Origin of the sequence: Sphingopyxis terrae subsp. terrae NBRC 15098 (assembly GCF_001598815.1) — a bacterium.
GTDB classification, from domain to species: domain Bacteria; phylum Pseudomonadota; class Alphaproteobacteria; order Sphingomonadales; family Sphingomonadaceae; genus Sphingopyxis; species Sphingopyxis terrae.
In genome coordinates this window covers 14848-36423 of record NZ_BCZQ01000021.1, presented here as the reverse complement: position 1 = coordinate 36423, position 21576 = coordinate 14848, and the positions used below count along the sequence as shown (strand labels likewise).

General features: G+C 65.0%; 19 protein-coding genes and 1 tRNA gene. 7 read left to right on the top strand and 13 right to left on the bottom strand.

What is annotated here, in order from left to right; translation table 11 throughout:
* The first annotated feature begins 26 nt into the window (after nt 1-26).
* On the top strand, nt 27-1586 hold the full coding sequence (locus STE01S_RS13885) for a fatty acid--CoA ligase (RefSeq protein ID WP_062768652.1): 1560 nt from the start codon (nt 27-29) through the stop codon (nt 1584-1586).
* A complete protein-coding gene (locus STE01S_RS13880) occupies nt 1583-2791 on the top strand; it encodes an acyl-CoA dehydrogenase family protein (protein WP_082813344.1) in 1209 nt (402 codons plus the stop codon). The genes STE01S_RS13885 and STE01S_RS13880 overlap by 4 nt, the downstream gene beginning before the upstream one ends.
* On the opposite strand, the gene STE01S_RS13875 is transcribed toward STE01S_RS13880, so the two are convergent.
* Nucleotides 2786-3418, bottom strand: coding sequence for a glutathione S-transferase family protein (locus tag STE01S_RS13875; protein WP_062768649.1), 633 nt, complete (start codon nt 3416-3418; stop codon nt 2786-2788). The two genes, STE01S_RS13880 and STE01S_RS13875, sit on opposite strands and share 6 nt — an antisense overlap.
* On the bottom strand, nt 3415-4347 hold the full coding sequence (locus STE01S_RS13870; protein WP_062768646.1) for a DMT family transporter: 933 nt from the start codon (nt 4345-4347) through the stop codon (nt 3415-3417). Before STE01S_RS13870 ends, STE01S_RS13875 begins: the two co-directional genes overlap by 4 nt.
* A gap of 407 nt (nt 4348-4754) precedes the next feature.
* Here STE01S_RS13870 and STE01S_RS13865 point away from each other — a divergent pair.
* A tRNA-Trp gene (locus STE01S_RS13865) sits at nt 4755-4830 on the top strand.
* A gap of 80 nt (nt 4831-4910) precedes the next feature.
* Here the strand turns inward: STE01S_RS13865 and STE01S_RS13860 are convergent.
* The 7 genes from STE01S_RS13860 to STE01S_RS13830 all read right to left on the bottom strand — a co-directional run bounded on the left by STE01S_RS13860 (nt 4911) and on the right by STE01S_RS13830 (nt 13249).
* A complete protein-coding gene (locus STE01S_RS13860) occupies nt 4911-5402 on the bottom strand; it encodes a MarR family winged helix-turn-helix transcriptional regulator (RefSeq protein WP_062768644.1) in 492 nt (163 codons plus the stop codon).
* Complete coding sequence (locus STE01S_RS13855) at nt 5399-6607, bottom strand: serine hydrolase domain-containing protein (RefSeq protein ID WP_062768641.1); 1209 nt, start codon at nt 6605-6607, stop codon at nt 5399-5401. The genes STE01S_RS13860 and STE01S_RS13855 overlap by 4 nt, the downstream gene beginning before the upstream one ends.
* 85 nt (nt 6608-6692) lie before the next feature.
* A complete protein-coding gene (locus STE01S_RS13850; RefSeq protein ID WP_062768639.1) occupies nt 6693-7859 on the bottom strand; it encodes an acetyl-CoA C-acyltransferase in 1167 nt (388 codons plus the stop codon).
* Nucleotide 7860: 1 nt separating this feature from the next.
* A complete protein-coding gene (locus STE01S_RS13845) occupies nt 7861-9090 on the bottom strand; it encodes an acetyl-CoA acetyltransferase (RefSeq protein WP_062768636.1) in 1230 nt (409 codons plus the stop codon).
* Between the two features lies 1 nt (nt 9091).
* Nucleotides 9092-10783 (bottom strand): class I adenylate-forming enzyme family protein, encoded by a 1692-nt coding sequence (locus tag STE01S_RS13840; RefSeq protein ID WP_062768633.1) that lies wholly within the window; start codon nt 10781-10783, stop codon nt 9092-9094.
* A 1-nt stretch (nt 10784) separates the two neighbouring features.
* Nucleotides 10785-12281, bottom strand: coding sequence for a carotenoid oxygenase family protein (locus STE01S_RS13835; RefSeq protein WP_062768630.1), 1497 nt, complete (start codon nt 12279-12281; stop codon nt 10785-10787).
* Nucleotides 12278-13249 carry an NAD(P)H-dependent flavin oxidoreductase gene (locus tag STE01S_RS13830; protein ID WP_062768627.1) on the bottom strand — a complete coding sequence of 324 codons (972 nt, stop codon included), beginning with the start codon at nt 13247-13249 and terminating at the stop codon, nt 12278-12280. Before STE01S_RS13830 ends, STE01S_RS13835 begins: the two co-directional genes overlap by 4 nt.
* A 124-nt stretch (nt 13250-13373) precedes the next feature.
* On the opposite strand from STE01S_RS13830, the gene STE01S_RS13825 reads away from it, so the two are divergent.
* Nucleotides 13374-15659, top strand: a complete 2286-nt coding sequence (locus tag STE01S_RS13825) for a TonB-dependent receptor (protein ID WP_255265962.1) — start codon at nt 13374-13376, stop codon at nt 15657-15659.
* Nucleotides 15660-15759: 100 nt separating this feature from the next.
* Nucleotides 15760-16698, top strand: a complete 939-nt coding sequence (locus STE01S_RS13820; RefSeq protein WP_003039943.1) for a winged helix-turn-helix transcriptional regulator — start codon at nt 15760-15762, stop codon at nt 16696-16698.
* 32 nt (nt 16699-16730) lie between these two features.
* Here the strand turns inward: STE01S_RS13820 and STE01S_RS13815 are convergent, their stop codons facing one another.
* On the bottom strand, nt 16731-17156 hold the full coding sequence (locus STE01S_RS13815) for a DUF2147 domain-containing protein (RefSeq protein ID WP_062768622.1): 426 nt from the start codon (nt 17154-17156) through the stop codon (nt 16731-16733).
* Nucleotides 17153-18010 carry a metal-dependent hydrolase gene (locus STE01S_RS13810; RefSeq protein WP_003039937.1) on the bottom strand — a complete coding sequence of 286 codons (858 nt, stop codon included), beginning with the start codon at nt 18008-18010 and terminating at the stop codon, nt 17153-17155. The genes STE01S_RS13815 and STE01S_RS13810 overlap by 4 nt, the downstream gene beginning before the upstream one ends.
* 177 nt (nt 18011-18187) lie before the next feature.
* Between STE01S_RS13810 and STE01S_RS13805 the strand changes: the two genes are divergently transcribed.
* Nucleotides 18188-18823, top strand: a complete 636-nt coding sequence (locus STE01S_RS13805; RefSeq protein WP_231292851.1) for a TetR/AcrR family transcriptional regulator — start codon at nt 18188-18190, stop codon at nt 18821-18823.
* A gap of 16 nt (nt 18824-18839) precedes the next feature.
* Here STE01S_RS13805 and STE01S_RS13800 read toward each other — a convergent pair whose 3' ends face one another.
* Nucleotides 18840-19580, bottom strand: a complete 741-nt coding sequence (locus STE01S_RS13800; RefSeq protein WP_062768619.1) for a Crp/Fnr family transcriptional regulator — start codon at nt 19578-19580, stop codon at nt 18840-18842.
* Between the two features lie 75 nt (nt 19581-19655).
* Between STE01S_RS13800 and STE01S_RS13795 the strand changes: the two genes are divergently transcribed.
* Entirely contained in the window at nt 19656-20489 is an 834-nt protein-coding gene (locus STE01S_RS13795) for a TauD/TfdA dioxygenase family protein (RefSeq protein ID WP_062768616.1), read from the top strand.
* 16 nt (nt 20490-20505) lie between these two features.
* Here STE01S_RS13795 and STE01S_RS13790 read toward each other — a convergent pair whose 3' ends face one another.
* Nucleotides 20506-21321, bottom strand: coding sequence for a hypothetical protein (locus STE01S_RS13790; RefSeq protein WP_255265961.1), 816 nt, complete (start codon nt 21319-21321; stop codon nt 20506-20508).
* Nucleotides 21322-21576: the final 255 nt, after the last annotated feature.

Sequence of the window (21576 nt, the reverse complement as noted above, 5' to 3'; positions counted from 1 at the left end):
CAACGCGATTCGAGGAGAGAGGATCGATGGCTGCCGACGTTTCGGATCTTGTCAGTTTCGACGAATTCATCACCCACTGGGCCGCCGACCGGCCGTCGCGCATTGCGATGCGCGAAGAGGACCGATTGTTCACCTATGCCGAGCTTGAGGAGCGGACGGCGCGCGTGGCGAGCGCGCTGCGCGCCGCGGGGCTTGAAAAGGGCGATCGCATCGCGTGGATCGGCAAGAACAGCGACCTCTATTTCACGCTCTTCTTTGGAGCCGCCCGCGCCGGGATCGTGATGGCGCCGATCGGCTGGCGGCTGTCGCCCGTCGAATGGGCCTATATCATCAACGATACCCGGGCGAAGATCGTCTTCACCGGCCCCGGCTTCGACGCGGTGCCCGATCAGTTGGCGGGCAAGCTCGACCATGCGCCGCGCATCGTCGGCGATACCGAGGCACGCGCGCTGATCGAGGCGACGCCGCGCGCGCCCTTCACCCCGTCCGGTCCCGACGATGCCGTGCTGCAACTTTATACCTCGGGGACCACCGGCAATCCCAAAGGTGCCGTGCTGTCGAACCGCAATTTGTTCGCGTTGCGGAAAAACTCGGCCGACGCCGACCTTGCCTATACGAAATGGGACGATGACGAGGCGGTCCTCGTCGCGATGCCGTGCGCACATATCGGCGGAACAGGGCTGGGGATCATGGCACTGGCGGCAGGACTGCCCGGTATCATCCTCGCCGAATTCAATCCCGACGGGGTTTTCGATGCGGTCGAACAGCATGGCGTGACGCGCTTCTTCATCGTTCCCGCGGCGCTTCAGATGCTGCTGCTCCACCCGCGCTGCGGCACCGTCGATTACAGCCGGCTCAAATATATCCTCTATGGCGCGGCGCCGATCCCGCTCGAACTGCTGCGCCAGTGCATCAAGATGTTCGGGGCGGAATTCATCCAGGCTTATGGGATGACCGAAACGACCGGCACGATCTGCATGTTGCCGCCCGAGGATCATGATCCCGAAGGCAACAAGCGCATGCGGTCGGCCGGCAAACCGCTGCCCGGCGTGGAGATCAGGATCATCGGCGACGACGGGCAGGACATGCCCGTGGGGGCGGTGGGCGAAGTCGTCACGCGCTCTTCGAACAATATGCTCGGCTACTGGAACCTGCCCGAGGCGACCGCGCGCACGATGACGGGCGACGGCTGGATCCACACCGGCGACGCCGGCTATATGGACGAGGACGGTTATCTCTACATCCACGACCGGGTGAAGGACATGATCATCACCGGCGGCGAGAATGTCTATCCGGCCGAGGTTGAAAGCGCGATCTACGGCCACCCGGCGGTGCAGGAAGTCGCCGTGATCGGCATCCCCGATCCCAAATGGGGTGAAACGGTCAAGGCGGTCGTCGTGCCCAAGCCCGGGACGACGGTGGAAGAGGCCGACATCATTGCCTGGGCGCGCGAGCGCATAGCGCCATTCAAATGTCCGCGCAGCGTCGACGTGATCGAGGCGCTGCCGCGCAACGCCAGCGGCAAGATTCTTCGCAAGGATCTCCGCGCCCCCTATTGGGAAGGCTATGAGCGGATGGTGAATTGACGGCCGATCCGATGCAGAGGCAGGGGTTGGAGGCCTTCCGGCAGGAGGTTCGCGGCTGGATCGCGGCCAATCTGACCGACGATCTGCGCGACGCCGCGGCGCGCGCGACGAGCGTGTTCGTCGACAAGCCGCATGCAATGGCGTGGCAGGCGATCCTGCATCGCCATGGCTGGGCGGCGCCGCACTGGCCGCGCGAATATGGCGGGACCGGCTGGGACGAAACGCAGCGGCATATCTTCGATTCCGAACTCGCCGCCGCCGGCGCGCCCAGCCTGTCGCCGATGGGATTGCGCATGGTGGCGCCGTGCATCATGCGCTTCGGCACCCCCGAGCAGAAGGCGCATTATCTGCCGCGTATCCTGTCGGGCGAGGATTTCTGGTGCCAGGGCTATTCCGAACCGCAGGCGGGATCGGATCTCGCCAGCCTGTCGCTCCGCGCCGAGCGCGACGGCGATGATTATGTGCTGAACGGGTCGAAAATCTGGACGACCCACGCCCATTTCGCGAACCGCATGTTCTGCCTGGTGCGCTCCAGCCGCGACGGCCGCCCGCAACAGGGCATCACCTTCCTGTTGCTCGACATGGCGCTGCCGGGGATCGAGGTGCGGCCGATCCTGACGCTGTCGGGCGACCATGATTTCAACCAGGTCTTTTTCGACAATGTCCGCGTGCCGCAATCGGGCCGGCTCGGCGAAGAGGATCAGGGGTGGGGCGTCGCCAAATATCTGCTCGAGTTCGAACGCTCGGCGGCTTACGCTGCGGGGCTGACCGCGGCGCTCGATCGCCTGCTGGCCGGCGCGGCGGCGCGCGCTTTCGGCGAGGGCGGCACCTTGCTCGACGATCCGGCGATCCGGCGGCGTTTCGCACGGCTCTATACCGATGTACACGCGATCCATGCCGCCGAGCAGCGGATGATGGCGGCAATCGCGCGCGGGCGTAGCCCCGGCCCGGCGTCATCGATGCTGAAGGTGCAGGGCACCGAAGCGCAGCAGCGGATTCAGGAACTAGCGGTCGACATCGCCGGTCCCTACGCGGCGCCGCACCAGTTCGCGGCGCGCGCAGCGGGCAGCAATCTGCCCTTCGTCGGGCCCGAGGATGATCTCACCGCCTCGGCCCGCTATTTCAACGGTCGCGCCGCGTCGATCTATGGCGGGTCGAACGAGATTCAGCGCAATATCATGGCCAAGCTGATGCTGGGGCTATAGCTGCGGCGCGTCGGTGCGCTGGCGTTCGCGGGCGCGAAGGAAGGCGGGGCGGGCAGTGCAGCGATGCAGCCAGTCGGCCGTCGCTTCGCCCAGCACGTCGGCCGCGCCCAGCGTCGTCGCAAGGAATGCGGCATAGCCGATGGCGATGTCGGCGGCGGTGAATCGCCCGGCGACCAGCCATTCGCGCCCGTCGGCGAGCGCCGCCTCGATGCTCTTGGCGCGACCGCCGAAGAAGGCCTTGTAATCGTCGACCGCCTGCGCGAGCCGGCGCTCGGCGGGTTCGACCCGCGTGTAGCGGATCATGATCGCGAGCGGGAAGGTCAGCGTGGCATCGCTGCGGTGCAGCCAGTTGCGATAGTCCCAATAATCGGCTTCGTCGCGGCGCACCTCGAGCGCGCTGCCCTCGACGATGCGTTCGCATATGGCCGCCGATTCGGTCATCAACCGTCCGCCTTCGACCCAGCCCGGGACCGTCATCAGCGGATTGACCGCGCGATACTCGGGCGCAAAGGCGCGCGGCGGAAAGGGCAGGACGCGCAGGTCGACGTCTGCGCCGACCTCTTCGACCGCCCACAGGCAGCGCAGCGAGCGGGCATCGGGGCAATGGTAGAGGATCGGCGGGGTCATGCGGTGATATCCTTCATCCGTTCGATATGCAGGCGATGCTCGCGCCAGGCGATGAACAGCCCGCTCGCGACGATCAGCGGCGCGCCGACCCAGGTCGTCTCGGCGGGCAGAGTGCCGAAGAAGAACCAGCCGCAGGCAATCGACCACAGCAGGCTCGAATAATCCATCGGCGTCACCACGGCGACGGGCGCGAGGCGCAGCGCGCCGGTCAGCGACAATTGCACCACCGCGCCGAGCAGGCCGAGCCCGATCAGCAACGCCCATTCGCCGGCGCCGTGCGCGGTCATCACGAAAGGCAGCGCCAGACCGAGCGGCAGCATTGAGATCAGGCTGAACCAGAAGACGATCGTCATCGGACTTTCGGTCCGCGCGAGGTCGCGGACCTGGATGGTGATCAGCGCGGTCATCACCGCCCCGCCGAGTGCGATCAGCGTGCCGAGCCCGTGATGGCCGGTGAAGCCCTGCGCAATCAGCGTCGTCGGATTGAGGACGAGCAGGACGCCGAGGAAACCGACCAGCACGGCGCTCCACCGCTGCCACCCCGTCGGCTCGCCGAGGAACAGCGCGGCAAAGATCACCGCGAAGATCGGCACCGACAGGTTTATCGTCGTCGCCTCGGCCATGGGCAAAAAGATCATCCCGCCGAAGTTGAGAGCCATGCCGGTCAGCCCCATCATCGCTCGCCGCGCATGGGTGCCGATCCGGTGGGTGCGATAGATGGCAAGGCCGCCCCGCGTCAGCGCCCAGCCGACGAGCATCGGCAGCACGATCGCCTGCCGCCAGAACAGGCTCTCGACGATATGGATGCCCGCGGCGTCGATCCGCTTTACGAGCACGAACATCAGGGAGAGGCTGAGCATGGCGAGCAGCCGCAGCGCGATGCCGCCCAGATAATGCTGCGGAACCTCGGGGGACGGGGCGGTGCTCATGCGCCGTTTCGCATATCAGCCTGCCGATGCTTTGCAAGCTAGGGTCAGGACCCATTGATTCCACGTTCGAGGCGTCGAAATGGCGAAGATATCGGGGCTGGGCGGGTGCAGCGGGTAGCATCGCTACCCGCAAGGCCGCGCGGGCCCGAGATCGAAGCCATTTCGGCGTCCCTGCGGGATTTGACCGATTTTGCCCACGGCGTCGTCGAAAAGTTTCGAAATATATTCATATTCCTTCGCCTTTTCTCCTCGCCCTGAGCAAAATCGCTTCAAACCTCGATCGCGGAATCAATGGGTCCTGACCCTAGGGTTCCTGCGCCGCGGTAAGGGCGGCAACAATGTTGGGGCACCGCGCGCAATCCCCTTGCGCGCGGCCCCTCGTTACGGCTAAGGGCGCACTCCGGCCTAGGGGTATAGCTCAGCTGGTAGAGCATCGGTCTCCAAAACCGAGGGTCGCGGGTTCGAATCCTGCTGCCCCTGCCAGGCCGGACCACGGCGGCTCTCCAAGTGTGCGCCGTTCCAGCGACATATTGCAATTGGCGGGAGCTTTCGTGGCGTCGTGGTCAAGGCCGCGCCGCATGTGCCAAAGCGCGGTCGAGAAGCGAGCGCTCCGCCAGCGCATCGTCCAGACGGTCGAGGAGCGGTATCAGATCGCCGGCTTCGGCATTGAGTTCGGCGGCGCTGTCGCTGAGCGCCTGCCAGAGTCCGGCGAGTTCTCTGGTCAGCGCCTCGCCTTTCGGCGTCAGCGCTATCGGACGTCTTCGCGCATCCTTGCCGTCGGTGAGACTGTGGACGAAGCCCTTGGCCTCCAGCGAACGCCGCGCCTGGCTTATCGAGACATGGGTTAGACGCAGCGCCGACGCGATGTCGCCTACGGTCATCGGCCCGTTGCGCATGATCTGATTGAGAATCCCGAACCATCGCTGCTCGAATTCGATGCCGAATGCGGCATATAGTTGAGCGCTCTCGCGATCGATCCGTTCGGACAGCCGGCGCAGCCTGGCGCCCAGTGCCGCGCCGCCGGCGAGTCGGCTGTAATCGGGTTGTTCGCTCATGAGAGCGCGTTCCCGAGCGTGAACAGTTTGCGCGCGATGGCCTTGATCGCAGCCTTGCTGGATGCGGTCGCCGAGCCGTTGGTGAGGATTGCGATCCCGGTCGTCGTCGCGGGATCGACATAGACCGCCGTGAAAACGCCGGGATCGCCGCCCCAATGATTGATGCGCGGCGCGCCTTCGCCCTCGGATTCCATCCAGCCGAGCCCTTGACCGGTCAGCCAGGCCGGCAGACCTGGCGGCTTTTGCATGTGGAGCATCTCGTCCATCGAGGTTTCGGTGAGCATCCGGCAAGACCCGGTGCGGCCGTGATTTGCCGACGCCGCGACGAAGGGCATGAGGCCGGAGATCGAAGCGCGGAGCATGCCCGCAGGCCAATCGGGAAATCCGACGGGCGCAACAGGGACAAGGCGCTGCGCGTCGATTTCATAGGGCGTGACGCGAAGCCCGGCCGGAACATCGGCGAGGGTCCACGGCAGATGATCCATGCCGAGCGGGCTGAACAGCCGGCGCTGCAGATAGGTCCTGAAATCGACGCCGGCGACGCGCGTGCCGATATAGCCGAGCAGGCCATAGCCGACGTTGGAATAGTCATAGGCCCGTCCCGGTGGCGCGCCGGAAAAGCTCCCGGTCGCAGAATAGTGCGTTCCGCCGGGAACCAGATAACTGCCCAGGAAATCGCCGAGTGCGAGCGGCGAATCGTCGCCGTGCGTCCGGAAATCCACCGCATAATAGGTGGCATCCGAGATGCCCGACATATGCATGAGAAGGTGGCGCGCGGTAATATTTTGCTCGGGCGCTGCCGGAGAAACGACCGCGAAGTCGAGGTAGCGGTTGATCGGCGCGTCGATATCCAGCCGTCCCTCCTCCGCCAGCATCATGATCCCGGTGGCGGTAATCGTTTTCGTCACCGACGCGAGGTGAAACATCGAATCGACGGTGACGGGCCGCCGCATGGCAATGTCGGCATGGCCGCAGGTTCGCGACAGCAGCACTTTGCCCGATCGCGCAAGGCCGACGGCAAGGCCTGCCATCCCGCCGCTGCGCCTCTGGTCCGCAAGGAAGCGGTCGAGGTTTTCGGCGGCGGGCGAGCGCGCGAGCGCTGGCGGCGCGAGCGCAACGGCCGAAAGCGCTCCGGCAAGAAAGGATCGGCGGCTCGCCGTGGCATGGATGGAAGCCGTCAATGCGGCCGAAGGATCATCGATCATCGGCCATCAATGTAGGTACCTACATATATTGTCAAGACAGGTAATTCGTGCGTCCCTATGCGCTCGCCGTCGCATCACCGCTGCTTCAGGAGCGATCGATTCGTTCCACGATCAGGGCGGCGCCAACCCCCATCGCGCCCGTTACGACCACGAGCCCCAAACGCCCGTCGCACGCATCGAGCGCGTCGAGCAGCGCCGATGTCAGGATCGCGCCGCTGGCGCCCATCGGATGTCCCTTTGCCAGATGGCCTCCGCCGACATTCACCCGCATCGGATCGACATCATAATCGCGCAGGAATTTGGCGATGGTGACCGCGAAGGCTTCCATGAATTCGATGCGATCCATGGCGTCGATCGTCAGTCCGGCGCGTGCCAATACCTTGTCCATCGCGGCGAAGCCGGCGGTCAGCGACGCGGCCGGATCGCCGCCGCATTCGGCAAAGGCGACGACGCGCGCGCGCGGGGCGTCGCCGAGCCCGTCGGTTCCGAGAAGCGCGAGGCCGGCGCCGTCGCAGATTGGCGGAGCGTGGGCGATGCTGTGCAGCGGCGCAAAGCGCACGCCGCCGAGCGCCGCGGCATATTGATCCTGCAGGTCGCCAAAGGCCGGCGGTGTGTCGGCGAGGGTCTCCGCGCTGGTTTGCGGGCGCAGGCATTCCTCGCGCGACAGCGCGCCGGTGTCGATGCGCGAGCGTTGCAGCGCCGGTCTGTCCTCCGCCGCCACCGCGCGCTGCTGTGACAGGAGGGCGACCGCGTCGAGGTCGGCACGCGCGATGCCTTCGGCATGCGCGAGCCGATCGGCGCCGAGAACCGGCGGAACGAAGCGGGCGTGCGGCGGCAAGTCCGCGGCGGTGTAGAAGCTCGCCCGGTCGCCCAGAAAGGGCGCGCTGCTCATCGATTCGACGCCGCCGGCGAGCACCGAATTCATCTCGCCGCTCGCCACCCTCGCAATCGCATGGCCGATCGCCGAAAGTCCCGATGCGCAATAATTGTTGATGCTGTGCGCGGCGGTTTCGTGCGGCAGACCGGCATGGAGTTTGGCGACCAGCGCGATGTGGCCACCCTGCGTGTCGCTCTGCGTTACGCAGCCGAGCAGCAGCGCGTCGGGCGCGGCCGCCGCATCGCCGCCGCGCGCGCGCAGCGCTACAATCTGCTGGCGAACCAGTTCCTGCGGGCTGAGCTTTGCAAGGCCGCCGTCCGGCCGCGCCTTGCCGCGCGGTGTCCGCACCGCGTCGTGGATATAGACGTCGGTCAAATCAGGTGCCGACGACGAAGCTGACTGCGGTCGTGGCGCTGCCGCCGACGTTGAAGGTCGCGAAATTGCGCGCGCCTTCGACCTGATAGTCGCCGGCATTGCCCGTCACCTGCCGCCAGCCGTCGAGCAGCATCCGTACGCCCGTCGCGCCGACCGGATGGCCGAGCCCGATTAGCCCGCCCGACGGATTGACCGGCAGCTTGCCGCCGAGCGCAATTGTCCCGTCCTCGACCGCGCGCCAGCTTTCGCCTGGCTTGGTGATGCCGAAATGATCGATCGCCATATATTCGGTGATCGAGAAGCAATCATGCACCTCGACCCCGTCGCACGCATAGATGTCGGGCATCTCGGCGCGGCGCAGCGCGTCCATCATCGCCTTGCGCACGCTGGGGAAGACATAGTCGCCGCCGCGACTGTCGGCGACCTTGGTCGAATAGAGCAGGGGGGCGGTGGCGTGGCCCCAGCCCTTGATGCGCGGGATGCTGTCGAGCGGGATGCCGCGGCGCTTTGCATAAGCCTCAGCAACCGCGCGCGAGGCGAGGAAGATGGCGGCAGCGCCGTCGGTCACCTGTCCGCAGTCGGACTTGCGCAGGCTTCCTTCGATCAGCGGATTGACCTCGTCATTCTCGCCGAGATGATCGTCGGTCACCGCCCAGCCCCGCGTCTGCGAGTTGGGGTTCTTCTTGGCATTGGCGAAATTATTGGCCGAAATGGCACGCAGATGCGCGCGATCGAGCCCGAAACGCTCGTCATATTCCTCCGCGACGCGCGCGAACATATACGGCCATAGGTAGCGCGCCTCCTGCGCCTCGCGCCCGGCCCAGGCTGCGGCGCCGAGATATTCGGCGGCGCGCTGGCCGGGGACGTTGCGCATCAGTTCGATCCCGAGCACGAGCGCAAGGCCGTAGCGTTCGGCTTCGATCTCGGCCGCGGCGGCGAGGATCGCGATGCTGCCCGAGGCGCAGGCGGCCTCGTGCCGCGACGCCGGGATGCCCGCAAGGTCGGGGTGGACATGGCCGAAGAAGCCGCCGAGCTGGCCTTGGCCCGCGAACAGTTCGCCGACGAAATTGCCGACGTGCGCGGTTTCGACCTCGCGGGGTTCGATACCGGTCGCGGCGAACGCGGCTTCGGCAACGTCGCGGAACAGCTCGAACAACCCGCCGCCCTCGCGTTCGAGATTGCGCGCGAAGTCGGTTTGCGCGCCGCCGAGGATGAAGACGTCCTTTGCCATGTCAGGCTTCCTTTTCGAGAGTGGCGAGCGCCATTTCGCGCACTTCGCTGCGCATCACCTTGTTCGTGACGTTGCGCGGCAAGGCGGCGAAGCGGAACAGCCGTTCGGGCAGTTTGAACACCGCGAGGTCCTTTTCGCGGAGATAGTCGGTTACGTCGGGCAGCCCCACATCCACGCCGCCGCGCGGGACATAGGCGAGGCCGATCCGCTCGCCCATCTTCGCGCAGGGCAGCGAAAAGGAGCAAGCCTCGGCGAGCAAGGGATGGCCGCCCAAGAGCTGGTCGATCTCCTCGGGCGAGATGTTCACGCCGCCGCGGATGATCAGATCCTTGCAGCGCCCGACGAAGCGATAGAAATCGCCGCCTTCGGCAATTTCGAACAGGTCGCCGGTGCGGAACCAGCCGTCGGCTGTGAAGGCTTCGGCGGTGCGCTCGGGCGCGTTGTGATAGCCCTCGAACAAGGTCGGTCCGCGGATTTGAAGTTCGCCCGAGATGCCGTCCGCCTCGATCGGATCGCCGCCGCCGGGCGGGACGAGGCGGCTTTCGATATTCGGCGCGCGGCCCTCGCCATAGGGGCGCCGATAGGTGCCGCGGCGCGGGAACAGGCTCGCGCGCTTGTCGGGATCGGGCATGTCGCCCTCGCCGGTGATGAAGCTCATCCCCTCGTTCGACCCGAAGACGTTGACGATGACGATGCCGAGCTTTTCCTGAAAACCGCGCACCATTGCAGGCGCGAGCGGTGCCGAGCCCGAAGCGATGACACGCAGGCTGGAGAGATCGACGCTCGCCAGCAAAGCCTCATTCTGCAGCAGCATGTTGAGCACCGCGGGCGGGGCGATCGTCAGGCTCGGCCGCTCGGTCGCGATCTGCTGCAAATAGACGCCGGGATCGAAGGGATGATGCAGCACCATCGTGCCCGCGCTGGTCAGCCAGCACATGGTGATGCCGCCGATGCTTGCCATATTGATGAGCGGGAAGGGGTTGAGCAGGACATCACCCGGCCCGACCTTCATCGCCTCGTATCCTGCCCCTGCGACCGCGATCCAGTGGTTATGGCTGCGCGGCACGCCCTTGGGCACGCCGGTGGTTCCCGAGGTCCAGCAGATGGTGAAGATGTCGTCGGCATCGACCGGGTTGGCGGCGACATGGGCTGCGAGAGCTTCGGCGTCGCCGCTGGCGGTCGACAGGTCGATCGCGCCGACGGGCGGGGTGGGGCCGAAGGTCATCAGCCGGATACCGTCAAGCAGCGGCGCCGCTACGCCGACATGATCGCAACCCTTCATTTGCGTCGCGCAGACGAAGGCTTTGGGTTCGACCACGCCGATCATGCCTTTCAGCTCATGGCTGCGATATTGCACCGCCGCCGGGCTGACGATCGCGCCGATCTTCGCCGCCGCAAAATAGAGCGCGACGAACTCGCTGATGTTCGGAAGCTGGACGAGCAGCACATCATCCTTGCTGATCCCCGCCGCGACGAGCGCGCCCGCGAGCCGATCGATCTCCGCCGTTAGCTCGGCATAGGTCAACCGATGCGGATCGCCGAAAGCGAAGTCGGCGCGATTGGGGGCATCGACCAGTGCGAGCCTGTCCGGATGCGCGGCCGCATTGGCCACGAACAGGTCGGCAAAGGTCTTGTCGCCCCACCAACCGCTGCCACGATGCCGCCGCCTTTTATCCTCTCCCGCGACGATCATCTCAGACAGCCAGCACGCTGTTTTCGCCCATGCCGATATCGTCTCCGCTCGCCCAGACGGTGTGTGTACCCGAACAGATGCGCTCGGGCAGGATGATCCGGCACACTGGCCCCGCCGCGACATTCTTGGCGTCGATCAGCACGCATTCGGACGTGTCGGTTTCGAGGTCGGCGATGAAGGACACGAGATAGCCGTCGTCCTCATCCTTCGCATCGATGCGCGGCGCGAAGGGGGCCTCGCTGCCGAAGCGGCCGGGGCCGAACTCATAGGATTCGCTCGTTCCGGCGTTAAGGTCATGCTTGACGAGGCCGCGGAACAGGAACCAGCCTGGCTCGGGGATCGCGCTGTATGCGTAACGGTAGGGTTTGCCCGCATAGCGCTGGTTGAACATGCCGAATTCGAGATCGCGGTCGTCGAGCCTTTGTTCGGTTGTCTTTCCGGTCTTCAAGTTGAAGCGCCAGCGGTGGAGGCGCGGCTTCAGGAGTCCCTGATCGAGATAGGCCATCATCCGTTCGAGCCCCTCGGGCGCGTTCGGATAGGATTTCGGCATCGGCTCTTCCTGATAATAGCCGTCGAGGATGATCTCGTCGCCTTCCTCCCAAGCGTTCAGCCAGTGGAGCGTGTAGGTCGGCGCGGCTTCGAACCAGCGGATATCCTCGGGGTTTCCGTGCCGCGGGATGATCGCGAAGCGCGTCTTTTCATCGGGATGAAACTGGACGACGTGCAGATTCTTTTCGAGCAGTTCCGCGTTCCAGTAGAGCGGCATGTCGTTGAGGATGGTGTAATTTTCGGTGAACGCCATGTCGTGCGGCAGGCGCGGCCCGGCGAGCGGGACGGGAATATAATGTTTGAGCTTATTGTCCGCGCCGACGACGCCATAATGCATATAGGGCGCGTGCTTCGAATAGTTGAAGAACATCAGTTCGCCGGTCGCGAGGTCGACCTTGCAATGCGCCGAAATGCCGTCGAGCGGCACCCAGCTTTCGGTGCCGAACTGTTCGAGCGTGAAGGGGTCGAGCCGATAGGCCTCGCCGCACTGGTAGAAGGTCGAGATGATCTTGCCCGCGTGGATCGCGACGTCGGTCGACGATGAATCCTTGAGCCATTCCTGCGCACCCCAGCCGTGGCGGGTCGATTTGTGTGGCGGTTCCATCAGCCCGGCCCAGAGCGAGCGGCCGGCTTCCTTCTCGGCCTCGAACCCCTTGGTGCGGACAAAGCGGCTGCGATAGCTCGCGCGGCCGTCCTTGAACGAGATCGCATGGATGAACCCGTCACCGTCAAAGGGATGATAGCGGCCGATCGGTTCGTGAATCTGGTTCTCGCCGGTGCGGACGTAAACGCCATCGATGTCGGTCGGGATCGTGCCGATCACCTCGACCTCGCCATTGGCGAAGACCGCATTCCACTCGTTATAGGTCGGCCGCCACGCGCCCTTCATATAGGGATGGTCGTTCGGTTGAACGGTGGTCCGGATCGTGTCGACAAGCTGAGCGGTCATGCGATGGCTCCTTCGGCGGCTGCAAAGCGCGGCCTGGCGACGGCCGCATCATATTCTTTCACGAGACGGTCGACGATGTCCGCGACCGGTTCGGTCGCGCGAACCGCGCCGACGCCCTGACCCGCAGACCAGACATTCTTCCATGCCTTGGCGTCGTCCAGCGCATCGGAGAAATTGGGGCGCTTGTCCTCAGGCATGTTCGCGGGGTCGTAGCCCGCAGCGATCAGGCTTGATTTCAGCCAGTTGGCGGTCACGCCGGTGATGCCCTTCGACGGCACAATGTCCTCGGCCCCCGCCGCGACCACCATGTCCTTGTAAGGCTGCGCCGCCATGCTCTCGGTGCAGGCGATCAGCGACGTGCCGAGATAGGCGAAGTCGGCCCCCAATATTTCGGCGGCCCGAATCGCCTGGCCCGTCGAGATTGCGCCGCCCAGCACCAAGGGGCCGTCCCAGAACTGCCGCACTTCCTCGACAAAGGCGAAACCGGCGGTGGCGCCGGTATGGCCGCCGGCTCCCGCCGCGACGAGCACGAGTCCATCGACGCCCGCCGCCGCAGCCTTGCGGGCGAAGCCCACCGAATTGACGTCGGCGAAAACGATGCCGCCATAGGCGTGGATTTGCTCGACGACGCGGGCGGGACTGCCGAGCGCGGTGATGACGAGCGGAACCTTGTGCCGCACGACGCAGGCGAGGTCGTCGGCAAGCCGGCTGTTCGACGGATGCACTACCAGATTGACCGCCCAGGCGGCGGCGTCGGGATCATTCGACAGCGCCGCGTCGATGCGGCTCACCCAGGCTTCCAGATCGGCGGTCGTCCGCGCGTTGGGGGCGGGAAAGCTGCCGATCATTCCGGCGCGCGAGGCGGCGATGACCATGTCGGGGCCCGACACGAGGAACATCGGCGCCGCGATTGCGGGCAGGCGTAAATTGCGCGTCAAAGCTGCGGGAAGGCCGTGCTTCGGCTTCATTCCTGTCTCCCAAAACTTACTTGCATAGTGATACTAACTTGCGTAACAGAACTTATGCCCGTTCAAGAGGCATTTGCAAGCAAAACATGCCGGCCCGTCGCCGGCAGTGGGGAGAGGGAGAATCATGAAGCATTCACTTGCCATGCTGTTGGCCGCGTCGGCGCTTGCCGGTCCCACGGCGGCGTTCGCGCAGGACGCCCCCGCCGAAAGCCAGGGCGGCCTCGACGACATCATCGTTACCGCCCAGAAGCGTGCCGAAGGCTTGTCCGATGTGCCGATCTCGATTTCCGCGGTCAGCGGCAAGCAGGTCGAAAGCTATGGGCAGACCAACCTCGAACAGATCAGTTCGTCGGTCCCGAATCTAAAGATCACCCAGACCGCGATCGCCAATCGCATCGCGATCCGCGGCATCGCCTCGGGCGACAACAAGGGGTTCGAACAGTCGGTCGCGATGTTCGTCGATGGCGTCTATTATGGACGCGACCAGCTTTCGCGCCTGCCGCTCGTCGATATGGAGCGGGTCGAGGTTTTGCGAGGCCCCCAACCGACGCTGTTCGGCAAGAATGCGATCGCCGGCGCGGTCAATATCACGACACGCAGCCCGACCGACGAATTCGAGGGGACGGTGAGTGGCCTCTATGAATTCAATCACAAGGAACTGCAGCTGACCGGCGTCCTGTCGGGGCCGCTGAGCGACGGCATCGAAGCGCGCGTGGTTGGCTATCATCGCTCGATGGACGGATATTTCTACAACCAGAAATTGAAGCGCAACGAGCCCAACGTCGATGAATATTATGTCCGCGGCAAGGTTGAGTTCGACAAGGGCGGGCCGCTCGCGGCCGAACTGAAGCTCGAATATGCAGACTTTGCGATGAAGGGCCAGCCGCGCGACGTGTTCGGCGCGGTCGGGAATTACAATGCGGTCTTCCAGGGCCCCTTCTTCGTCAGCACTGTCCCCGACTATGTGCGCGAGGATAATGGCTATGAAAGCCGCAACAAGGTGTTCGGGGCGACGCTGAACGCCGATCTGGAAATCGGCGAGCACACGCTGACCTCTGTGACGTCGCTGCTCGACTATAAGACGCGCGAGATCGTCGATGTCGACTTTTCGGGGATCAGCTTTCTCGACGGCACCAATTTGCGCGAGGATTATCGGCAGTTTTCACAAGAGCTGCGTTTGACGTCGCCCGGCGGCGAGGCGTTCAATTATATCGGCGGCGTCTATTATCAGCACGCCAAGCTGGACGTTCAGGATTTCACCCTCTTCAACCCGACCTTTCTGGGGCTGGGTGCGCCGTTCAACGCGCTCGGCGATACGCGCAACGACCGCGACTACAGCCAGACGTCGGCCCTGATCTCGGCCTTTGCGCAGGGCGAATTGTCGTTGACCGACCAGCTTCGCGTTACGGCCGGCGCGCGCTTCAATCATGAGAAGAAGAGCGGCCGCCGATCGCTCGCCATCGTGCAAGGCCCGCTCAGCACCGCGCCCGCCGCCGTTGTCGCCGCGGTGTTCCGCGCGCTCAATATCGAGGCGCACAGCATCGCCGGCAAGCTGAGCGAGGACAGCTTCAATCCGATGGTCAACGTCCAGTTCGACGCGACCGACGACCTGATGCTCTATGCGTCCTATGCGCGCGGAACCAAGGCCGGGGGCTTCGACATCCGGTCCAATTCTTTGCCGACGTCGACCACGGTCGCCAAGCCCGGCGCGTTCGAATTCCAGGACGAAAGCGCCGACAATTTCGAAGCGGGGCTGAAATACAAGGGCCGCGACGTCGCTTTCAACCTGTCCTTCTATCGCACCAAATACAAGGATCTGCAGGTCAACATCTTCGACGGGACGCTCAACTTCAACGTCCGCAATGCGGCGGCGGCGCGGACGCAGGGGATCGAAGCCGATTTTCGCGCGGCGCTCGCCGAAGGCCTGACCATCAGCGGCGCGATCGCCTATCTCGATTTCAAATTCACCAACTTCACCGACGGCCAATGCTATTATCTGCAGACGCCGGGACCGGGTGGCTTCTGCGACTATAGCGGCAAGCGTAACGCGCTGAGTCCGAAATGGTCGGGTAATCTCAACGTCGATTACTGGACGCCGGTCGGCAGCGACCTCAAGCTGTCGTTCAACGTCAACGCCGACTTTTCCTCCTCCTATATCGCGGCGGCGAATCTCGACCCGCGGACCTATCAGGGCAGCTATGCGAAGCTTGGCGCCCGCATCGCCTTGGGACAGATCGACAATCGCTGGGAAGTGGCGCTGATTGGCCGCAATCTGACCGACCAGCGGATCCTTCAGACCGGCAGCGCGATGCCGCTTGCGACGACGATCACGGGCGGGGCGGGCAATGCCTATAACGGGATCGTCGATCGGCCGCGCACGATAGCGGTGCAGGTCACGGGGCGCTTTTGAACCAGCTCTCCCCCGACGGAAGCATGGGCGCGGGCACCGCCCATCTTCCGTCGGACCGGCCTTGTCGCGTGCTGTTCGGCGGAGTAGGGCGGGCGCAGCAATGGACGCATCAGCCGTGAAAGAAGATCGCACCATCCGCGCCTGTTCGATCTGGCGCGCGCTCGATGTCGTCGGTGACGTTCCGGTGCTGCTCATCATGGAGCAGGCCTTTCTCGGCACCCATGGCTTCGACGAATTCGTGGCGCGGACCGGGCTCGCGCGGTCGGTCGTCAGCGGGCGGCTACGCAAGCTGGTCGACGAGGATTGCCTTGCCAAACGGCCGAAGAAGGAAGGGCGCGGTTCCTATTATGCGTTGACCCAGAAGGGGCGCGACCAGTTTCCCAACGCCTTGATGATGCTGCGCTGGCAGCATCGCTGGGAAGCCGCGAGCCGCGACTTTCGGGTTCGCCTGCGGCACAGCGCGTGCGGCGCGGAAACCGAGCCGACTCCGATCTGCGCCCATTGCCGGAAGGAAATCGACCCGCGCGACGTCGACTGGCGCGAAGGGCCGGGGCTGGCCCAGGTCGTTCCGCACTATGAACGCCGGCGCTTCAACGGCGCGGTGACGGCGCGCCGCCCGGGCGGACGCCCGCTGGTCGATACGATGATCGAATTGTTCGGTGATCGATGGGCGACGCTTGTGGTGCGCGCGATGTTCACGCGCATCAACCGCTTCGATGACATTCAGCGCGACACGTTGATGGCGACCAATATCCTGACCGGCCGCCTCGAACGGCTGATCCGGCAGGGCATATTGCGGACCATTCCCTATTCGGCGCACGCCGACCGCGTCGAATATCGGCTGACCGAAAAGGGCCGCGACCTTTATCCCGTATTGCTGGCTCTGCTCCAGTGGGGCGACCGCTGGTTTTCCGACGAACGCGGCCCGCCGCTGATCCTTACGCACAAGCCATGCGGTCACGACCTTCGGATGGTCGTTGCCTGCAATCATTGCGACGGCGAAATCGGCATACACAATCTGACGTTCGAGATCGAATGAGCGTCAGGAGCCGGCATTGAAGCGCAGCCGCGCTAGTTAAGCCGCGTCCACGTCTTGGTTCGACAGAAAAAGGCGAGGCAGCCCTTCACTTCCAGCTTGCCGTTGCCGAGCAGTCGCAGTTCGCCGCGCGACGCCCCGTCGCCGGTTTCGGGGTCGTACACGGGGCCGCCCTTCCACTGGGACGGGCCCCCCTTGAAATTCTGGAGCACGACCAGTCCCATCAGCCGGCGCTGGCGCAGCTTGGGATCGCCGTTCCGCACGTCGCGCAGATCGGGATTGGCGCGCAGCCGCTTTGCATCGACCACCTTGCCGCATAACGCCGCGCCGCAGCGATAGATTTCGACCCGTCCGCCTTCGCTGCCCGTCGCCCACAGCCCAACGGGATCGGCGGCCATGGCGCTTGCGGGGGCAAGGGCGGCGGCGGCAGCGAGGCCCATCGCGGTCGCGCGGCGGCTCATGCCGCCTGCTCCCGGCTCGCGGGCGCGTTCAGCAAAGCGAGCGCTTCGGCCAGGAGGGGGCGGTCGTCGTGCTGCCAGGGATGAAAGCCCGGCCGCATATAGCCAACCACACCTTTGAGCAGATGCCGCATCAGGCCGTGCCTTCCATAGAGATAGGCGAGCAAGTGCCGCCACGTCGTCCAGTCGTTGCGACCGTCCTGCCGCAACAAATCTGCGGTATTGCGGAAAATCACATAGTGAAAGCGCAAAGTCGTAACGCCCATGACGGCGCAGCGCTTCAACCAGCGCCGCAGCGGCATCATGTCACGCGTCGCATGAAGATAGGTGTCGTAGGCGACCGCCTTATGTTCGATTTCCTCGATCGCGTGCCACCGCCACAAACGCCGCGCTTCCTCGCTCGCGCCGCCGAGATGCCCGGGATTCGCGAGCGCGTCATGCGCCAGCGTCGCGGTAAAATGTTCGAGTGCGCAGGTTGCCGCCAATTGCTGGATCGGCGGGCGCCGTTTCGCCCATGCGATCGTCCGGCGCGCGCGTTCTTCGAGCGGGGCGATGTCGTAGCCGACATCTTCGGCCTGGCGATTGAAGACGACATGTTCGCGCGAATGCATCGATTCCTGATAGATGAAATCGTCGATCTGGCCACGCAGCGGCTGCGGCGTGCCTTCGCGATACTGCCGGACCGATGTCATGAAGAATTTCTCGCCGACAGGGAAGGTGGACGACAGCGCGTTGAAAAAGGCGGTGCGACCGGGGTCGCCGCTGTGCCACCAGCGCGGCGGGGCCTGCTCGCGGCCGAACTTCATGTCGCGCTTCTCGATCCGGAGATCGGGAGGCGTGGGCGTGTCGAGGGTCATGAACAACTCCTGCGAATCATCAACATTAACATCAATGTTTATAATGCAAATATTCGCCATTCGCAAGAGATGCTACTATCCTGTTTCAGAACGGCTTTTTCGGAAGCCGATCGGAAGGCTGTTTCGCTTGCGTACATTGGTCTAAGGCCATGTGGACCGCAGGTGGAGGAAAGAGCGATGGCGCGAATGTACAAGATGGCGCGGCCCGCCCCGAAACGCCGCAAGCGATCGGGCGCGGAGGTACGCGAAGAAGGGCTGGCCGCGGCGCGTCGTCTGCTGCTCGACGGCGGTCCGGGTGCCGTGACGCTTGCCAACGTCGGCGAAGCAATCGGCATGTCGCACGCCAATGTGCTGCATCATTTCGGCTCGGCGGCGGGTCTGCAATCGGCGCTGATGGGATCGATGATCCAGGATCTGACGGGCGCGCTGGATAATGTCGTCGACCTGCTGGAAACCGACGATGCGGCGCCGCGTACGATTGCCGATCATGTTTTCGATGCCTTTGACAAGGGCGGCGCCGGGCCGCTCGCGGCGTGGATCGTTCTGTCGGGCGATGTCGGCCGCCTCGAGCCGATCCGCGAAGCGGTCGGTGCGCTCGTCACCGCGATCGTCGGTCAGTCGAAGGATGCCGCCGCGCGCGAGCGCGTCCGCGCCGCAGTGTTGATGGTCGCGGTCAGCGCGTTCGGCGATGCCGTGATCGGCCCCTATCTACGCGATATGCTGGGCCAGAAGGATGATGCGATGCGCGATCTCGTCACCCGCTTTCTGCCGCTGTTCCTGTCTCCCGGCTTTCTGGGGCTGGCGGACGACTAGGGGCAGTATCTTGGGGTCAGGGGCCGGCCGCGAGCAGGATGCTATCGTCGGATGCCGAAACGCGATGCGCGATGCCGCTGCGTTCCATCGCCTTGACGAACCCATCCGCGTCGCCTGCCAGGCGGCTCAACTGAGCCATGTCGCGCAGGTGGATGGTGCGATAGCCGCGCCGGATCGCGCCCGCTTGCTCGAGCGCGGCAAGATGGGCGCTCACGACCTTGCGCGACAGGCCGCAGAGTTCGGCCAGATCGGACTGGCTGAGCGGTACGTCGGCGTCGCGCGCGAAGGTCAGGAGCCGCGCGGCGATGCGTCCGCGGGGCCTCAGCGACAGCATCTGCGCCAGTCCGTGCACGCTGGCGTCGAGTTGCCCGTACACCAGTTCGCTCGTCGCCTTCCAGAGCGCGGGGAGGCGATGCCCGATCCGGTCGAGCATCGTGTCGCTGATCGTCAGGACGCGGCTCGGCCGGCTGGCGATCGCGGTCACGATACGCGGACCGCCGCCCATCTGGCGCGACTGACCGAAGGCGTCGCCGGCGCGGGCGATGCCGACCAGCACGGTCTTTTCCCCCGCCGCGGCTTCGAGGCGCAGCATCCCGTCGAGCACGATGACGATGCCGGTCGCCATGTCCCCTTCGCCATAGACCCATTGCCCGCGCGCGAGCGTTACCAGCCGGCCATCGGCGGCAATCGCCTGCTGCACCGCAGGATCGCAGCGACCAAACCATCGGCATTGGCGGAGCTGTTCGGCAATCGTCATGAACAATTGTAACGAAAGTGGCATTTGATTGCCAGCGTTTGCGCTATCGTTGCCGGGATAATGCGGGAGAGTTCCATGACCTCGATACAGATGCACCCCCTGTCGCCGCACGTCGGTGTCGAAGCGACCGGGCTCGATTTGAACCATCTCGACGAGCAGGATATCGGGCTTCTGCGGCAGGCCGTCGCCGAGCACGGCGTCCTCTTCGTGCGCGATCAGACGCTCACCCCCGAACAGCATATCGCTTTCGCCCGCCGCTGGGGCGAGATCGACATCAACAAATATTTCCCTGCCAATGGCGGGCACCCGGAAATTGCGGAGGTCCGCAAGTCGGAGACCCAGCAGACCAATATCGGCGGCGGGTGGCACACCGATCACAGCTATGACCAGATCCCTGCCATGGGCTCCATCCTCCTCGCCCGCGAAACCCCGCCGACCGGCGGCGATACGCTGTTCGCGGGCATGGGCGCGGCTTTCGATTCGTTGTCACCGGGCCTGAAGGACATGTTGCGGACGCTTCGCGCCGTCCACTCGGCCGACCATATCTACAGCGCCGATGGCCTCTATTCGAAGACCGATCAGGGTGTCGACCTGAAGGGGCATGAGGAACGAACGCGCGCGGTGCATCCGGTGGTGATCCGGCACCCGCAAAGCGGGCGCGAGATCCTGTACGTCAATCCGGCCTTCACACTGCATTTCGACGGCTGGACGCGCGAGGAGAGCGTGCCGCTGCTCACCTATCTCTATCAGGTCGCGATGCAGGAGCAGTTTCATTGCCGCGTCCAATGGGCGCCCGGATCGCTGGCAATCTGGGACAACCGGTCGACCTGGCATTATGCGATGAACGATTATCACGGCCATCGCCGCCTGATGCACCGCATCACCATTTCGGGCGAACCGCTCGCCTGATTTATGGGGCCAGCCCCTAAGGTCGTTCGATGCCGTAATCGATCCTGATCCGGACCCAGGCCCCGACCATCGAGCGCCCGCCGACCCGCGGCGGGCGCACGCGGAATTGCCACGCCGCCGCCAGCACCGCGCGGTTGATCTGCGATCCTTGCGGATATTCGTCGAGCCCGACGCAATCCTCGACGCGGAATTCGGGGGCGGTGCGACAGGCGATCAGCCCCCATCCCGGCCCGCTGGCGGTGGACAGATAGCCGCGCAGTTCGTCGCGGCTCGGTTCGCGATACCATGCCGCGGCATAAAGCGGCTCGCCGTTCGGCGCGCTTCCCACGCGCGGCGTGTCGCGCGATGCCGCCGACCCGCCGCTGTCGGCCGGGCCATAAGACTGCCCGCTGTTGAGGCGGACGCCGATGCGTTTCGTCGGCGGGGTGGCTGGCGGCGCCGGTGGTTGCGGGGGCGTCGCGGGCTGCGGGACTTGCGATGGCAGCGGGGTGGGCGGCGGCGCCGGGATGGGGGTGCTCGTCACCGGCGGTGTCGGGGCCTCCTTCTGCTGTTCGCGCGCCTTGCTGGCGGACTCGGGTGCCTGCTCGGCGACTTCGGCGGCTTCCAGGCTCACCATGGTGATCCGTTCCTGCTGCTTGTCGGGCAGCGATCCCAGGCCGGTGGTGAGCAGCAGCAGGAGCAGCAGCGCCGGAATCAGGACAGCGAGGCCGATCGCGAACAGCCGGCGCCCCGCCCCGATGCTGAGCTGTTCGACGTAGGGAGTGGCTGGAACAGGGTTCAGCGGACGCAATCTTCGGTGGCGGCGCACGCTGGTCGCGGGCCGGGGAGGCACGCGCAAGCGATAGGCGGGAGGGCGATTTTTGACAAGGGTGCCTGCAAGCCCGACGTGGGCGCTACTCGCTAAGCGGACGCTCGCCGCGGCCTGAGCGCGCCGACAGATGACCAACTTGTAATCCCGCCGCCATCGGCCGGGCAGGGGCCGGGGACTATTGATCGGTCGTCGGGCAGGCCGATCCGAACCGTTTCCCCCGTCCCTGGAACGGACCGGCCGCCCTGACAGCCCCCGATTTGGGCGGTTGAACTGTCA

Coding starts and splice junctions, on each gene's coding strand:
- STE01S_RS13855 (WP_062768641.1), bottom strand. CDS start 6,607: ATGATCGATGATCCTTCGGCCGCATTGACGGCTTCCATCCATGCCACG.
- STE01S_RS13860 (WP_062768644.1), bottom strand. CDS start 5,402: ATGAGCGAACAACCCGATTACAGCCGACTCGCCGGCGGCGCGGCACTG.
- STE01S_RS13805 (WP_231292851.1), top strand. CDS start 18,188: ATGGCGCGAATGTACAAGATGGCGCGGCCCGCCCCGAAACGCCGCAAG.
- STE01S_RS13875 (WP_062768649.1), bottom strand. CDS start 3,418: ATGACCCCGCCGATCCTCTACCATTGCCCCGATGCCCGCTCGCTGCGC.
- STE01S_RS13845 (WP_062768636.1), bottom strand. CDS start 9,090: ATGGCAAAGGACGTCTTCATCCTCGGCGGCGCGCAAACCGACTTCGCG.
- STE01S_RS13840 (WP_062768633.1), bottom strand. CDS start 10,783: ATGATCGTCGCGGGAGAGGATAAAAGGCGGCGGCATCGTGGCAGCGGT.
- STE01S_RS13800 (WP_062768619.1), bottom strand. CDS start 19,580: ATGACGATTGCCGAACAGCTCCGCCAATGCCGATGGTTTGGTCGCTGC.
- STE01S_RS13795 (WP_062768616.1), top strand. CDS start 19,656: ATGACCTCGATACAGATGCACCCCCTGTCGCCGCACGTCGGTGTCGAA.
- STE01S_RS13810 (WP_003039937.1), bottom strand. CDS start 18,010: ATGACCCTCGACACGCCCACGCCTCCCGATCTCCGGATCGAGAAGCGC.
- STE01S_RS13885 (WP_062768652.1), top strand. CDS start 27: ATGGCTGCCGACGTTTCGGATCTTGTCAGTTTCGACGAATTCATCACC.
- STE01S_RS13815 (WP_062768622.1), bottom strand. CDS start 17,156: ATGAGCCGCCGCGCGACCGCGATGGGCCTCGCTGCCGCCGCCGCCCTT.
- STE01S_RS13825 (WP_255265962.1), top strand. CDS start 13,374: ATGAAGCATTCACTTGCCATGCTGTTGGCCGCGTCGGCGCTTGCCGGT.
- STE01S_RS13830 (WP_062768627.1), bottom strand. CDS start 13,249: ATGAAGCCGAAGCACGGCCTTCCCGCAGCTTTGACGCGCAATTTACGC.
- STE01S_RS13835 (WP_062768630.1), bottom strand. CDS start 12,281: ATGACCGCTCAGCTTGTCGACACGATCCGGACCACCGTTCAACCGAAC.
- STE01S_RS13870 (WP_062768646.1), bottom strand. CDS start 4,347: ATGAGCACCGCCCCGTCCCCCGAGGTTCCGCAGCATTATCTGGGCGGC.
- STE01S_RS13820 (WP_003039943.1), top strand. CDS start 15,760: ATGGACGCATCAGCCGTGAAAGAAGATCGCACCATCCGCGCCTGTTCG.